Source organism: Bdellovibrio sp. HM001, from assembly GCF_055397275.1.
Genome location: NZ_AP029174.1, coordinates 3,471,624 through 3,485,437 on the forward strand (window position 1 = coordinate 3,471,624; position 13,814 = coordinate 3,485,437).

Consider the following 13,814-nt stretch of genomic DNA (forward strand, 5'->3'; position numbering starts at 1 on the left):
CGATCCTCCATTTATTAAGCTAAAAGTTTCTCTTCAATCAAGCGAGCAACATACTCAGGCTGATCGAAAGTCACAAAGTGACTAGCATTTCCTATTTCGTAAAATTCAAATTTCCCAAGGGCAGAGTCTTTTTTCAAATTCTCAGACAGCAACAATTTGTCATCGTCTCCAGAAATAAAAATTTTCTTTCCCTTAGATTGAGCAAGCATAGTTAGAACAGGTTCAAAAGATTGAGCATCCGAACGATTGTCTCTAAAGACTTGAGCAGAAATCTTATCATTCAGAAGAAGAGATTTCCCCTCAGGATTTTTGAAATAAAGACTTCCATATTCAGAAAGCCATCCTGCAAAAGACTTATCATCTTGATACTCATTCCACTGAGACTCAGCTTTAACCAAAGCATCTGTCATGTGAGCGCGATAATTTTCACTAGCTTTTGAAAGAGTTTCTTTTGAAAAAGGAGTAGCTACGCAAACAAGACCTTCTACAATTCCTTCAACAAAGGCTTTCCCAGCAAAAAAACCACCATAAGAATGGCCCAAAATAAACTTTACCCCTGTCACGTTCTGAACTTCCTTGTTCAGTTCAGAAGATAGCTCATCGAAAGATTTTTTTCCCGTATAGGGATTGTCATTTGTTCCATGAAAGTCCACATACAGAAGATTGAAGCTTCGACTTAAAATATCAAGGCTACGCAAAGTTAAAGAGCTGAGACCTGGCCCACCGGGGATTAAAAACATTGTAGGTGCATTTGTCTTAGCAGACAGAACGCTGGTTAACTTAATCATGCCAATACCTTTTCGCCGTACATCTGTGTGCCAACGGTTTTCTTTATGCCTAAGTCTTTTAGCCAACGATATAGCGTGGCTTCGCTGATCCCAAGGCTCACGGCTGCTTTACGTTTGTTGCCATTAAACTCATTAAGTGTTTTGATAACTTCTTCTTTACGAGCATTATTTTCAACAATCTCGGCGCGTGTAATAACCCAGTCTTTGGCTGAGTGGCCATAACCAATAGCCTCAGCGACTGATGCTTTATCAATTGTTGTTTTGTTCGAGAGAACAACAATTCTTTCGATTACGTTTCTAAGCTCACGGATATTTCCGTTCCAGCGATGGGTCAATAATTCAGTTTCACCATCAGGAGTTAAAAAGAATCTCTCACGACCTTGAGAGCGTTCTTCAATAAAAAGATTCGCGTAGAAGATAATATCTTCTGGACGTTCTCTCAAAGGCGGCAACGTCAGAATAAAAGTATTCAAACGATTCAATAAGTCTTCACGGAAAGATCCCTCTGTAACAAGTTTATTTAAATCTCTGTGAGTGGCAGCAATAAACCGAGTATTGATCTTTTTGACCTTATTAGAACCTAGAGGCTGAATCTCTTTTTCTTGAAGGACACGCAAAAGTTTTGTCTGAACTGATGACGAACATTCACCAACTTCATCAAGAAAGAAAATTCCATTATGGGCAGTTTCTATAAGACCAGTTTGATTTGCTACTGCTCCCGTAAAAGCTCCGCGTTCATGTCCAAATAAAATACTTTCTGCCATTTCTTTTGGAATACAGCCCATATTCGCAGCAACAGCTTTCATTTTTAAGTTCAAAGCAATATGCTGGGCCAAAAATTCTTTACCTGTACCAGTTTCACCCAAAATTAGAATTGGCGATTCAGAAGGACTTTTAATTATTCGTTCAACTTCTTTAAGCACCTTTTTAACGGCATTAGATTGAGTAAGATATTTGGCCTGAGCTTGTACCCTATTGGCCACACTCAATTGAGTAGCATTTTTAAGAGCAGCAGAAAGAATATTATAACAGCCTTCATCTTTTACAATGAATTGAAAATGTTTTCTTCTAGTCGCCTCAACAATTCGGCGCGTGCTGGTGTCACCACTTAGGACGATCAAAAATGTTCCAGCAGATTCTTTATTCATAAAATCTAAAAGGTGGATTCCATCTTCTTCTTGACCTTCAAAGTTTAGATCAATAACCGCAGCATCGAAATCATCTTCACGGACAAGTTTCTTTGCTTTTTCCACGCTATTAGCAGTCACAATGTCAAAGATTGAGCGAAGACTTAAATTTAGAGTTTGCAAAATCTCAGCATCATCGTCACAAATTAGAATTTTTGGTTTTAAGTTCATACTACCCCCAAACGAATCTCGAAGCTTGCGCCACCAAGATCGCTGCGTTTATAAATCAGCTTTCCACCATGAGAGCGAACGATGTGATTTGTTGACGAAAGTCCAAACGCCTGACGGTTTGCCTTTCCTGATTGACCACGCCCTTGAAGGTAAACTGATACTTTATTTTCATCCATTCCAACTCCGTCGTCACAGACGCGAATCGAAGCTTGATTATTATTTTTCACTATTGAAATACGGACTTGGCTTTTTGCCGCCTCGATACCATTTTCAAGAAGATTTATAATGGCACGCTTTAAAAGTGTTGGATCATGTGGAACATTAAGCGGTTCCGAATCGAAGTTAGCAATAATAGATTTTTTAGCCCCAAGCGATCTCACTTGGTGAACACCATCTTGAATGCACTCAATGATATTTAGCTCTCGAAGCGCAATAGGCTCCTCTTCCAAATTCTTCTTAGCTGCTGTGACCTGACTCAAAATCTGTTCTGCAAGACGAGTTACTGCGCTTGTAGCTTCAATTTTCGTCTCACTGTCTTGAGCTTCATCGTTAGCAAGTGTTGCCATCTGCCTTAATGCGGCCACTGGATTGTGGAGATCGTGAATCAATCTCTTATATGCTTCTGAGGACAACTTCTTAGCTTTATTCTCGGCAAGCTGATCCTTAGCATTTTCAAGTGCAACTTTAGTCGAATGAACAGTATTTCTTATTTCCTCAAGTTCACGAATTTGAATGGGTGTAGAATCCTGTTCGTCATCACTTACAAGCCCTTTAATCTCAGCATGAAGCTGATCCATTGGACGAAGTGCATTTTTAATAGCTCGTCTCATTTGGCGTGCAGAGAAAAGAGAAATTAAAATACTTGCAATGAATACTCCAAGGAAAATCCCTACGGTGCTTTTAAGTGAAGGCAACAATGGCGAAAGAATGTAAATGGCTACGCCATCACGAACGGCAGTGCTAGTAATGATTTCATCTTTTCCAAAATCCATGTCATAAAAATGCAGCTTAGTTTTTGGTTTTATAAAAGGACTATCAAGTTCGGTAACATCGCCACTTGTAGCAAAAACTAATCCGTCTTGAACTAATACCAACTCTGACTGAGTGGACTCTGAAACTGAGTGTAATACTCGCAAAAGCTCTGGACGATCTGATGAATCAACCAGAGTCGCCAGATAAGGAGAAAGTGACTTTGTCATCTTTCTATCGGAGTCTAGGCGATCAACCAATGTAATCACTGCAAACATCCCAGAAATCAAAACCGCAACAACTAGAGATATGGCCCAGCGATATGGATTCAATGAGGCATTAACGTGTTTAAAAAGTGAAACGCTTTTCATCGAGTCACCACTTGTGGAACTGTACATTTCGACGACAAGCTAACTTGAGAGTAGTCAATATAAACGTCTGATAAAATGTTTGGCATGAAGTTATCCACGCATTTTGAAACCCAGTAATTCGCTCTTGGGTGAAAGAGATTAACAGTAACAGCAGAAACCTCTAAGAGCTTCAATGCTTCTTTGTAATAGGCTTCGCGGAGCTTTCTGTCCTGAGTAGCACGAGATTTCTTTATCAAGTCATCAAGTGCCTTATTCTTAAGGCCAGAAAAGTTATCTGAATTGTCAGATTCAAAATTCTTAAGCAAAAAATCGGCATCAGGATAGTCCATATTCATCGCCACCAAAAATGCTTGGTGTGATTTCTTGGCATATCCATCCATCAACAAGTCCCATTTCACAAGAGCGACTTCCACATTCCAGCCTTGAGCCTTCATGGAACTTTCAATAATCGTTTTCATCTCGGTGGCGCGAGCAAGCTCTATAGGAACAGCGATCACAATTTTATCTTTTGAAGGGCGAACATCTACAGCCAGGTCAGCTTTTACCTGAGAGCCAGTTAGTCCATTGGGAATGTAACCATTGGCCTTAACAGAATCAGGGTAAAACTTTTCTCGAAACTCACTTACTGGAAAGTTCAGCTTAAAAGACTGGCGCACTTTGAGTTTATTGAAGGGAGCTTTCAAAGTGTTGATTCCAATTATCCACGTCGAAGCGACTGGACTTGATATTTTCTGTCCTGTTGTGAAAATGGAATCTGAACCAGTTAAAGGCCAGCTTGCTAGATCGTGCATCTGCCCATCACGCGCTAACTTCAAAGCTTCTTCTTCAGAAGATTCTTTTAACACCATACGCTCAATCTTCGCTTTACCAGCGTGATACTGAGGGAAGGCATTGAGCACAATTTCTTTTTTCTCTTTATCAAGAGCTACAAATGTAAATGCACCAGAACCAATCGGCTTATCAAAAAATTTTGAATCCGATAGTTTCGATTTCGGAAGAACTTTTGCTGTTGCTCCTGCAAGCACCGACAAGAAAGGCGGAAACGGATAGTTCAGCTCAATTTCAAGAGTGCGATTATTAACCGCGCGGATCGCTTTAATAGAATCATAAAATTTACGAACAGTGCTTTCAGATGAAAGTGCACGCTTAAGCGAAGTTTCGGCATCAAAAGCAGTGATAGCCTCACCATTATGGAAGAAGATATTTTTCTTGAGTTTAAAAGTCAGAGTTTTCCCATCTTTGCTAGTGGCCCATGATTCAGCCAATGCACCTTCGATTTTTAAAGACGGAGAAAACTTAAGAAGCCCATCGTAGATCAGATTTCCTACAGCAAGTGAAGCTGTATCGTTCATTTTGATAGGATCAAGTGAAAGAGGAAGTGAGTAGATCGCCTTAATGTATGTAGGAGCCGCATTTTGCGCAAAAGCCGGGGGAAGGATTAGAAATCCAAATGTGATGAAAATTGAAAATAATCTTCCCCAGAAAAACATTCGTTACCCCTATTGGCAGTTCAGGATGAGTCCTCCTAATTGCGAGTGTTGTGCCAAAACAACAGCCGTTATTTATGTCATCTCGACTCAAATGGCAAATCTGGGATAATCTTTAGTTTTTCCAAATGGTTATTTATTTATCCTGAGAGTTTAGCGGCTGAACCCGTGAACTAATTACATAGCCAGAAGTGGTCATGTGGTGCCAAAGTGTTTCCACATTATTGAGAGACTCTCTCAAAAATGAGAGAGTCCAGAACTCGACTGCTTATCATACCCAACTTCTTTTTGGGTCTTGGTAATCTTGAGGTAAGGCAGTTCCGGCCCGCAATCTTGCTTCACGCTCATCTGTGAATCGCAGACCATCATCAATAACAAAGAGAAGATCAAGCGCGCCATTGATAGATGGTGAATCGGATGTGATTTCTGAATCAAAAAACTGTTTCTCAATAAGATTTAAAATATCATGGATGCCTTTAATGCACTTTGATACCTTAGCACGAGTTGCTCTTGCCAATTTTTCTTTATTATTGGTTCTATATTCATAATCAATATGCGCAATTCGCCTATTTCTCCAATCTCGGCAAAACTTGGCATTTTTAACAACATTTTCTATGGATTTTTTTAAACGACTGTCGAACTTCTTATTCGCACGTATACTTAACAAACCCTGTATAGATAGGTTCTTTTTTTTGAAAGTTAGTTCTTTATCAGTAAGACGTGCAATATGTAGAAGAATATCATCAAAAAGAACATTGTGAATGTTTGCCCAGAATTGGTTTGCGGATTTATTTAAAACATCAATTCTCTCTTGGTTTGTTCCAAACAAAACAACAAACTCATGGAGTGCGGGCGTTTTTATGGAGTCGAACCACCTATCTTGACGACATAGCGACTTGCTGATTTTTTGTTCTTGTATCTGACTTTGATCTCGTTTTCAAACTCTTCCGGCGATTGATAATCCAGTGCAGAATGCAATCGCTTCTTATTGTATACCTCTTCAATAAAATAGGGTACTCGCTCTAGGACATCGAGAATTGTCTCATAGCTCCAAAGGTGCACCTCGTTGTCCTTGAGAGTCTTCATAAAACTCTCAGCAAAGGCATTGTCGTAAGGATTCCCTTTTCTTGAACAAGAAACTTGAAACCCAGAATCAACAAGCAGCTTCACATAGTCATCGCAGAGATATTGCACACCACGGTCCGAGTGATGAATAATTCCCTCCTTTGGGGCCCTTTGCTTGATCGCCATCTGAAGTGCCGCCAGAGTCAAGTGACGATCAATCTTCTTTGAAATGGCCCAACCTACAACTTTGCGCGAGTAGATATCCATGACCACTGCCAGGTACACAAAGCCGTTGGTGATCCGAATGTAAGTGATGTCAGACACCCACAGCTGATTGATCTTGGTAACCTCCATACCTTTGATTAAATTCTCATGCACAGGGTGATCATGATCGCTCTGCGTGGTTCGTACAAATCTTCTGCGTGGCTTTATGTGTAGAGAGAACTTCTTCATAATTCTGCGAAGCCTTCTTTCGCCAATGACAACGCCACTCTTCTTTAACTCTGCCAAGAGGGGGCGATACCCAGTTCGAGGCTGCTCAACGCGAATCTGTTCAATCTTACCTCGAATGTCGGCTTCACGTTCTTCTTTTTCTCTTCTTGAAATCTTAGGATCTGAATAATACGTCGACATAGAAACACCTATTACTTTGCAGGCTTCTTTGATCGTGCCGACTCTTTGATGATTTCGCTTAACCCAATCACATCGCTCTCTGATACTGAGCCCTTCGTTGCCCGGAGTTTTTTTAAAAGGTCCACCATAAGGGCCTTTTCACCCAAGGCCTTTTTTAGCTCTTCGTTTTCTCGCTCTAAATCTAATATTCTTTTTACCGCTTGTGGTGACAGACCATCAGATTGGAGATCTTCTGCTCTTAAAGCTTTTGATTTCTCTTCCAGATCTGTTTTCCACTTGTAAATGACTTGAGGATGAATGCCATAGCTGGCGGCGACCTCAGAGGCTTTCTTTCTTCCGCTCAGATAGAGCTCAACCGCTTCTCTCTTTTGTTCCTCTGTAAAAACTCTTCTCGACTTTCGCATAGACTAGCTCCTTCTTTATTATCGGCAGCTAATCGCTTTGTCTCAAATTGATAGTTTGCTAAGCTCCAGTTTTATGCCCGCAGTCCATCATTCCACTTATAATTGAGATCAAGAAACTCTGCTGTAAGGTGTGCGTGCAAAGTGCCCACATCTTTTCCAAGAACCTTTTGATACTTCTTAATTACTTTCTTCCAGCCAATCACTTCCATAAAAATTCCTAGTGTTGAATTAACTTATGATACCGAGATCTTCATTTTCGAGCAATTGTTCCGTCTCTCACAAGAGTCTCTCATTTCTAATAGTAGTCTCTCACGAGTGAGTGAACCTTCACTCCGCATCATAAATCCATCCAAATCATAAATTTCCAAATCATTTTCAAAGCTTGCTCCATTTTTCCAATAAAAATCACGAAGCCCGAAAATATTGGCACACGATTGCTTTTGAGTCCCCTTGTGAAACAAAAACGAAAGGAGGATTTATGGACGGCTACTTCAAGCCAAATTCAAAAAACGAAAAACGAGAACTTCATCTTCTTAGCTTAGAAGACTGTGAGTTCGTTCCAGACGATGAACCGAAAACTCACTTCATCTCTGGGCGCAAACACATTTGCCCTCGGTGTGGAGCCACTACTCACATCACAGGCGATGAGCCTTATTGCACGGACTGCAACTGGGATTCACTGACTGATCCCTTTTACGAGAAACAAAAATGTGCGGCTTAGTAGCAGCCAAAGCTTTTATCAAAAAGCTTATGGCAAAAATCAACGATCAAAAGATTTATCAAGTGAAAAGCGGCAATCAAACAGCGTGGATCACGTTCGATGAATTAATGAAAAGAAATAAAGAAAACCACTTTTATCTAAATTTATTAGGAGATCAAAAACATGAAAGCATTGAAAGACATTTTAGACACTCACATGGACAAATTGAAAACAACGAAATTTTATCGGTTTCAACTCTTCGTGCAAGGAGCGGAGAAAAAGAACACCGTAGGCATGGCCTATCTTAAAGAAGGTCAAAGCATTTATACGCTTCGCCTTTGGACGTTTCTCGATGACAAATACTTCCTTCTTCCAAGCAAGGACGATGCAACTAAGTATTTGCTGATGACGAGAGAACCGAACAAGTCCAACACCTCAAAGAATAAATATTTCTGGAATATCGTTGGAAATGCCAAGGCCGACTCAACCAAAGGCGTGATCGAAATGAACTTCGATCTACTCGATAAGAAAATTTACATGAGCATTTACCCTGAAGAGTCAGCTACTCCCTACGGACAACCAGTTCCCGAAGGTGCTTTAGAAGCTGCCTAACGACTAACGATTTGCGCGACCTTTTGAAGTTTCAAAACAAGAAATTTTCATAAGGAGCAAAAACAATGAACAAGAAACAAATGGTGTTCTTAGTAGCCGTAGTGGTTGCTGCGGGTCTCTTCATGCCTGATCTTGCCCATGCAGGGCTTGAATCAAGCTTGATGGGGATTAAGTCAAAGCTTACGGGAGTTATTCTCCCTCTGCTTTCGGTAATCGGGATTGCGCTTGCAGGGACTTCTTTCTTCACGGGAAATCCGAATGCAAAACAACACATCGCCTATGCGATCATCGGTTGCATTATTGGCTTTGGCGCACAAGGGATCGTGGACTTTATCGCTCAAACAGTTCGCTAGAGGTGAAAAATGGAAGAAGAAGGACTCATCACAACAAGAGTGCCACGGGCACTCGAAATGAAAAGCAAGCTCTTTGGGTATGAACTTCCAGACTTGCTTCTCATCTTTTTCAATCTTGCGATTACTAACTTGGTGTTTGGTGGGACTTCCTTTCGCTACCCGCTTGTGTGGGGAACAACGCTTGCTTTGACGTTGTTCCTTCACTTTGCGAAGAAAGGTCGTCCAGACAATTACATTCAGCATTTAGGCGAATTTCTCATCCGTCCTGCTTACTACGCAGCAGGTGGAGTTGATCGTCTTTATCGCAAATTTAAAGGACAGGTGAAAAATGTTTCAAAAGAAAAACGCTGAGGCATCGCTTTCTGAAGAGCTGCCATATTGGGAATTCTCAGACGCACCAAGGCCGCATTTGATTTTAAATGATGGCTCTTTAGTGAGTGGGATAAAACTCTCGCTGCTAGATATTGAGTGCTTCGATGACAACGAAGTCAATCAGCTTGTGACCAGACTGCGCGGAGTTCTTAACTCCATTTCAGAAAATACTTCCGTGCAGTTCTGTCTTTCGGTGGGGTCTGACTTTTCGGAGGTCATTAAAAAGCATTCGGAAAGAAAAACAGCATCAATTCATCCATTGGTAGCAAGTATCGCGGATTATCGAGAAAAGAAACTTCAGGCAGCCTTAGAGTCTTCAGAACTCTATCGTCCTGAGCTTTCCATTTATCTTCGCACACAGATGATCGGAGGAAAAAAGCTTAGCTTCTTAAAGAAGCAAGAAGATTTCTCAGACAATGCGGCGAAGACATACGAAGAGACTTTGGAAATTCTTTTTCAGAATGTCGATACACTGATTTCGTCTTTTGCGTCTATTGGTCTCTATGGAAGACTTTTAGAGGTTCAGGAGATGCAGAGACATATCTATGGATTCCTCAATCCGAAACGCTCTAAAGCGGAGCCTACACCTAAGATTATCACACCCAAAGAAGACAATCTTGAACGTGAAACCTTGGAGTCTATGGAGTGGCTTGCAGAACAATCACCACGCGAACAACTGGTGTTTGGTGATCTGATCTTGGGGTTTGAGCAATTCACCTTAGATTCTCACCATCACAGAGTTGTAACTCTTAAGACTCTACCTGAAGTGACCTTCGCAGGACAGCTCTCTGCGTTTCTGCGTATGCCATTTCATTATGATTTGATGTTGTCTTTCGAGGTTCCAAGTCAAGCCGATGAGATGGCGAAGCTTCAACAAAAAAGGAAGATGGCCCATTCTCTTGCAGCGACTTCGGGAAACAAGGCCAGCGATCTTGAAAGTGAAACAAAACTTTCATCAACAGAAGAGCTTATTCGTGAACTCTTAAACACGGGACAAAGAATCTATGCAGTCCAAATGAGTCTAGTCCTTCGCGCCCCTGCGACTGATGAAGGTGTAAAAAAGCTTAACCGTGAAGTTCGAGAAGTGCTTTCTCGTTTTCGCTCCCTTCAAGGTTCCGAAGGACTTGAGGAATCCGTAGGCTCTTGGAAGATTTTTAAAGGCAATCTTCCAGGTGCGCCCGTAAAGCTTGAACGAGCAAAAAAGTTTAAGACGAACAACTTGGTCGATTTCATTCCGATCTATGGGCCACGCGAAGGAGACGATGATCCGGCGGTGATCTTTAGAAACAGGCTTAATGGGCTTGTAAGCTTTAATCCGTTTGATTCAAGCCTTACAAACTACAATGCGCTGGTCACAGGTTCATCGGGAGCTGGGAAGAGTTTTTTGAATAACTGCATACTTGCTCAAGAGCTTGCTCGTGGTCTTCGTGTGTTCATAATCGACATTGGAGGTTCGTATAAAAAACTAACCGAAGCTTTAGGAGGCCAATATCTTGAAATAGATTTATCCGATCAATACAGACTTAACCCCTTCGATATTTCAGACCCATCTCAAGAGCCTAGCAACCAAAAGATCAAATCTTTGTTAGCGGTCATCGAAAGTATGATTGCTGAAGATGAAAGATCAAAACTTTCAAAGCTTGATCGCGTGCTTTTAGAGAAAACTGTCATCGAGCTTTATGAGGAAAAAAGAAGACAGAATAAAGTACCTGTTCTTTCTGAACTCTCGGAGAGACTTGCTAATAGTAAAGAATCCTCAATGGTTGATATTTCCAAAATCCTCTATATGTGGACTGGAAATCGACCTTACGGAAAATTGCTTGATGGTATTGGTTCTCTAAGAACGGATGCTCCAATCTGTACTTTCGATTTAAAAGGTCTTGGAAATTATCCTGATCTTCAAAGCGTGATGATCCTGATTCTCACGGACTTCATCTTGACTCAGGTCGAACAAGATAAGGTGAACAAAAAACGCATTATTTTAGATGAAGCTTGGCAACTTTTGAAATCAAACGCCGCTGCTGGCTTCATGGAGTATTGCGCGAGAACCCTTAGAAAGACAGGTTCAGGAATTACATTCATCACTCAAGGGGTTGAAGAGATCGTCACAAGTCCGATTGGTCCTGCGATTATGAATAACACCGCGACGAAGTTCATCCTACTTCAGCGCGGTGATTCTGAAATTTTGAAGAACGCTCTCAAGCTTAATTCGCAAGAGCTGAATCTGGTTTATTCACTTGAACAGCGTAAAGGTGAATTTTCAGAAGGCTTTATGATTGAAGGCGATCATCGCCAAGTGATTCGTATCTATCCGAGTCCTTTTGAATATTGGCTTTCAACTTCAGATGCAAGTGACAATCGCCATATTCAGGAATTGAGAGAATCAGGTCTATCGCTTGTTGATGCGATAGAAACCGCAGCTCGTACATATCCGAATGGCATTGCTCAAGGGAAAGTTGAACCGGAGGCTGCATGAGCATAAAGAAAAGGATTTTTACAATTCTTCTTTGCTTCACTCTGATTACTCCGAGGCCAGCAAAAGCTGACTTGTTTGGGGGAGACGTTGCGGTTCTTGTTCAGATTCTAGCTCAAGCAATCAAGCAGCTCTATGAGCTTCAACGAATTGTTAGCACCGGACAAGATACTCTGAGCCTAATGAGAGATATTAACAAAGGAATTCGTGATGGGCTTGCGGTCATCAGGATCATCAACCCGAAGTTTAATCCTGGCTTATATGGAGGGCTTGAAACAGCAGATCAGGTTCAGCGAGCGATTGAAGACCTTTACGGTACGATTCCGCAGACCAGCGAGTACCGTTTGCAAGAGGCTCAAGATCGTTCCGTATCTGAAAGCATTGCCATGAATGGCACTCTTTTTCAGTACGCAGACAGCGTGGACGAAGAAACAAAAAGAATCATCGCCCACTCTCAATCAACGAACCCTCAAGGATCAGCAAAGCTCACGAATCAGTCTCTAGCTGTCTTGATTGGAGTGACAACCCAAGTGCTTCGCACTAACTCGATGATGTTGAAGATGATGGGGCAAAACATGGCCCTCTCAAACAGGAAAGAAAAACTTCAAGCGACTCAGTTTAAGTCTCAATACGAAGGCATCTCCAATGCGTTAGGTGCGCTTCCGAAGGAAACAAACTTGAGTCCTCTTGGATCAGGAGCTGGGAGGTAGTTCATGCCACAATTTGAACTTTTGGGATCGCTTGCGCGTGACCTCCATCAAGAGTTTGTGAATATGTACTATCTCCTACTGCCAGTGTTCTTTTCTCTGGCAGTAGTTGTGGCATGGTTTCGCAATCCCATTGGAAGTCCTGAGTTCTTGGACATTGTTAAAAGAGCAATCATTGCGACGATTTTACTGGTGGCGTTTCCTGATATTAGCAAAGCGATTCTTTATGTCGCTGATGGAATCACAGAGAAGATCGACAAACTCAATAGCCTTGATACGTTGATACGAATGGCCCAAGAGAAATCCGACAGCTATTCGATGTCAGCAACAAGCATGCTCTTGCAGTTTAACGATTTGATAATCGCAACATTGTCGTTCTTGAGTTACCTCGTTCTTTATATTGCTCGGTATCTCACAATAGCGATGTATCACTTCTTTTGGATCTTCTTTATGATCTCGGCTCCGCTGCTTCTGCTGTTCAATCTTTTTGAAGGAACACAGCAGATCACTAAGAACCTCTTTAAGGGAATGATTGAAGTCGCTTGCTGGAAGATTGTCTGGGCAATATTGGGTGCGATGCTGGCAGCACTTTCTTTTGGGGATATGTATCGAACAGAAGGAAGTTATCTGGTCATCATCGTAATGAACTTCGTGATCGCAGTTGCCATGTTAATGACTCCAATGATGGTGAAATCCCTTGTTGGTGGCGGACTTCAATCTATGTCTTCAAGTATTGGCGCGGCTACTGTTGCTGCGATGGCTGCGGCTCCCGCAAAAGCAGTGACTGCCGTTAATACTTCGAGAAACGCTCTTAACGGAGCAAGTAACTATGTCCAAGGACATCTCAATGCTCGACGTGAACGACAAGCTGAAGAACGCAAAAGATATATGTATTAAGAAAAGGAAAATGAACTATGCAAGAATCAAAAACAATCGGGCTTAAAAGTTCGCAGCTACCTAAAATGGTCGGAGAACTACTGCACTCGAACCAATTCCTGAAAGTCTTTGCACTTTCTTCTCTAGCCCTTGTCTTTATGGGGCTTGGAGTGACTTTGGTTATGGCAATGAAAGAGCCTACCGTCATCACTCTTAGCCCTGATGGAAAATCTCTTGAAAGAACTAATCAGCCAAAGGCAGAAGATCAAATCCGCGAAGGTATCAAACGCTATCTTGAAAAACGCTACCAGTGGGAGCCTGAAAACGTGACTAAGAAGCTCAAGGAGTCAGAACAGTTCATCACTCCACAGGCTCTCAAGGCCTTTCAAGTGGCCGTCGCCAATGTCGCAAAATTTTCTACGGAAAAAATTGTTTCTCAAAAGGTCTATCCAGAGAAAATTGAAATTGATCTGAAAAAACAAACGGCACTCATTACTGGCGACCGTGTAACTTCAATTCAAGGTTTGAAGGCCGCTGGAAACCTAAAACTTGAACTTACTTTTGAAAGTGGTCCTCGCACACAAGAAAACCCTTGGGGCCTCTATATTTCAAAAGAGCGTGAAGAATAACGACTCATACTATTTGC

At 41.6% G+C, this 13,814-nt stretch carries 16 protein-coding genes; 8 read left to right on the forward strand and 8 right to left on the reverse strand.

Annotated elements, in window-relative coordinates:
- Window positions 1-14 precede the first annotated feature (14 nt).
- The 8 genes from ACZ5ZZ_RS16370 to ACZ5ZZ_RS16405 form a co-directional block, all read right to left on the reverse strand.
- A complete protein-coding gene (locus tag ACZ5ZZ_RS16370; RefSeq protein ID WP_464140417.1) occupies window positions 15-788 on the reverse strand; it encodes an alpha/beta fold hydrolase in 774 nt (257 codons plus the stop codon).
- Entirely contained in the window at window positions 785-2,146 is a 1,362-nt protein-coding gene (locus ACZ5ZZ_RS16375) for a sigma-54-dependent transcriptional regulator (protein ID WP_464140420.1), read from the reverse strand. Before ACZ5ZZ_RS16375 ends, ACZ5ZZ_RS16370 begins: the two co-directional genes overlap by 4 nt.
- Window positions 2,143-3,486 carry a sensor histidine kinase gene (locus ACZ5ZZ_RS16380; protein ID WP_464140422.1) on the reverse strand — a complete coding sequence of 448 codons (1,344 nt, stop codon included), beginning with the start codon at window positions 3,484-3,486 and terminating at the stop codon, window positions 2,143-2,145. Before ACZ5ZZ_RS16380 ends, ACZ5ZZ_RS16375 begins: the two co-directional genes overlap by 4 nt.
- On the reverse strand, window positions 3,483-4,976 hold the full coding sequence (locus ACZ5ZZ_RS16385; protein WP_464140425.1) for an ABC transporter substrate-binding protein: 1,494 nt from the start codon (window positions 4,974-4,976) through the stop codon (window positions 3,483-3,485). The genes ACZ5ZZ_RS16380 and ACZ5ZZ_RS16385 overlap by 4 nt, the downstream gene beginning before the upstream one ends.
- Before the next feature lie 268 nt (window positions 4,977-5,244).
- Window positions 5,245-5,802, reverse strand: a complete 558-nt coding sequence (locus ACZ5ZZ_RS16390; protein WP_464140427.1) for an AbiU2 domain-containing protein — start codon at window positions 5,800-5,802, stop codon at window positions 5,245-5,247.
- Window positions 5,803-5,831: 29 nt separating this feature from the next.
- The gene (locus ACZ5ZZ_RS16395) at window positions 5,832-6,755 is read right to left on the reverse strand and encodes an IS3 family transposase (RefSeq protein ID WP_464142391.1); all 924 of its coding nucleotides are present in this window, start codon (window positions 6,753-6,755) and stop codon (window positions 5,832-5,834) included.
- Window positions 6,683-7,075 carry a transposase gene (locus tag ACZ5ZZ_RS16400; protein ID WP_464140406.1) on the reverse strand — a complete coding sequence of 131 codons (393 nt, stop codon included), beginning with the start codon at window positions 7,073-7,075 and terminating at the stop codon, window positions 6,683-6,685. The genes ACZ5ZZ_RS16395 and ACZ5ZZ_RS16400 overlap by 73 nt, the downstream gene beginning before the upstream one ends.
- A gap of 71 nt (window positions 7,076-7,146) precedes the next feature.
- Window positions 7,147-7,284, reverse strand: coding sequence for a hypothetical protein (locus tag ACZ5ZZ_RS16405; protein WP_464140430.1), 138 nt, complete (start codon window positions 7,282-7,284; stop codon window positions 7,147-7,149).
- Window positions 7,285-7,553: 269 nt separating this feature from the next.
- Between ACZ5ZZ_RS16405 and ACZ5ZZ_RS16410 the strand changes: the two genes are divergently transcribed.
- From ACZ5ZZ_RS16410 to ACZ5ZZ_RS16445, 8 genes are all read left to right on the forward strand, one after another.
- A complete protein-coding gene (locus ACZ5ZZ_RS16410; protein WP_464140433.1) occupies window positions 7,554-7,796 on the forward strand; it encodes a hypothetical protein in 243 nt (80 codons plus the stop codon).
- 162 nt (window positions 7,797-7,958) lie between these two features.
- The gene (locus ACZ5ZZ_RS16415; protein WP_464140435.1) at window positions 7,959-8,387 is read left to right on the forward strand and encodes a hypothetical protein; all 429 of its coding nucleotides are present in this window, start codon (window positions 7,959-7,961) and stop codon (window positions 8,385-8,387) included.
- Between the two features lie 65 nt (window positions 8,388-8,452).
- Window positions 8,453-8,740, forward strand: a complete 288-nt coding sequence (locus ACZ5ZZ_RS16420; RefSeq protein ID WP_464140436.1) for a TrbC/VirB2 family protein — start codon at window positions 8,453-8,455, stop codon at window positions 8,738-8,740.
- Window positions 8,741-8,749: 9 nt separating this feature from the next.
- On the forward strand, window positions 8,750-9,091 hold the full coding sequence (locus tag ACZ5ZZ_RS16425) for a hypothetical protein (RefSeq protein ID WP_464140438.1): 342 nt from the start codon (window positions 8,750-8,752) through the stop codon (window positions 9,089-9,091).
- Window positions 9,069-11,588: a VirB4 family type IV secretion system protein gene (locus ACZ5ZZ_RS16430; protein WP_464140440.1), complete on the forward strand. Its 2,520-nt coding sequence runs from the start codon at window positions 9,069-9,071 to the stop codon at window positions 11,586-11,588. Before ACZ5ZZ_RS16425 ends, ACZ5ZZ_RS16430 begins: the two co-directional genes overlap by 23 nt.
- Window positions 11,585-12,295, forward strand: a complete 711-nt coding sequence (locus tag ACZ5ZZ_RS16435; protein ID WP_464140442.1) for a hypothetical protein — start codon at window positions 11,585-11,587, stop codon at window positions 12,293-12,295. The genes ACZ5ZZ_RS16430 and ACZ5ZZ_RS16435 overlap by 4 nt, the downstream gene beginning before the upstream one ends.
- A 3-nt stretch (window positions 12,296-12,298) precedes the next feature.
- A complete protein-coding gene (locus tag ACZ5ZZ_RS16440) occupies window positions 12,299-13,189 on the forward strand; it encodes a hypothetical protein (RefSeq protein ID WP_464140444.1) in 891 nt (296 codons plus the stop codon).
- 17 nt (window positions 13,190-13,206) lie between these two features.
- Entirely contained in the window at window positions 13,207-13,797 is a 591-nt protein-coding gene (locus tag ACZ5ZZ_RS16445) for a TraE/TraK family type IV conjugative transfer system protein (RefSeq protein WP_464140446.1), read from the forward strand.
- Window positions 13,798-13,814 lie beyond the last annotated feature (17 nt).

What these genes read in the sequence shown, in the direction of transcription:
- ACZ5ZZ_RS16370 (WP_464140417.1), bottom strand. Translation starts at nt 788, where the DNA reads ATGATTAAGTTAACCAGCGTTCTGTCTGCTAAGACAAATGCACCTACA.
- ACZ5ZZ_RS16375 (WP_464140420.1), bottom strand. Translation starts at nt 2,146, where the DNA reads ATGAACTTAAAACCAAAAATTCTAATTTGTGACGATGATGCTGAGATT.
- ACZ5ZZ_RS16380 (WP_464140422.1), bottom strand. Translation starts at nt 3,486, where the DNA reads ATGAAAAGCGTTTCACTTTTTAAACACGTTAATGCCTCATTGAATCCA.
- ACZ5ZZ_RS16385 (WP_464140425.1), bottom strand. Translation starts at nt 4,976, where the DNA reads ATGTTTTTCTGGGGAAGATTATTTTCAATTTTCATCACATTTGGATTT.
- ACZ5ZZ_RS16400 (WP_464140406.1), bottom strand. Translation starts at nt 7,075, where the DNA reads ATGCGAAAGTCGAGAAGAGTTTTTACAGAGGAACAAAAGAGAGAAGCG.
- ACZ5ZZ_RS16405 (WP_464140430.1), bottom strand. Translation starts at nt 7,284, where the DNA reads ATGGAAGTGATTGGCTGGAAGAAAGTAATTAAGAAGTATCAAAAGGTT.
- ACZ5ZZ_RS16410 (WP_464140433.1), top strand. Translation starts at nt 7,554, where the DNA reads ATGGACGGCTACTTCAAGCCAAATTCAAAAAACGAAAAACGAGAACTT.
- ACZ5ZZ_RS16415 (WP_464140435.1), top strand. Translation starts at nt 7,959, where the DNA reads ATGAAAGCATTGAAAGACATTTTAGACACTCACATGGACAAATTGAAA.
- ACZ5ZZ_RS16420 (WP_464140436.1), top strand. Translation starts at nt 8,453, where the DNA reads ATGAACAAGAAACAAATGGTGTTCTTAGTAGCCGTAGTGGTTGCTGCG.
- ACZ5ZZ_RS16425 (WP_464140438.1), top strand. Translation starts at nt 8,750, where the DNA reads ATGGAAGAAGAAGGACTCATCACAACAAGAGTGCCACGGGCACTCGAA.
- ACZ5ZZ_RS16430 (WP_464140440.1), top strand. Translation starts at nt 9,069, where the DNA reads ATGTTTCAAAAGAAAAACGCTGAGGCATCGCTTTCTGAAGAGCTGCCA.
- ACZ5ZZ_RS16435 (WP_464140442.1), top strand. Translation starts at nt 11,585, where the DNA reads ATGAGCATAAAGAAAAGGATTTTTACAATTCTTCTTTGCTTCACTCTG.
- ACZ5ZZ_RS16440 (WP_464140444.1), top strand. Translation starts at nt 12,299, where the DNA reads ATGCCACAATTTGAACTTTTGGGATCGCTTGCGCGTGACCTCCATCAA.
- ACZ5ZZ_RS16445 (WP_464140446.1), top strand. Translation starts at nt 13,207, where the DNA reads ATGCAAGAATCAAAAACAATCGGGCTTAAAAGTTCGCAGCTACCTAAA.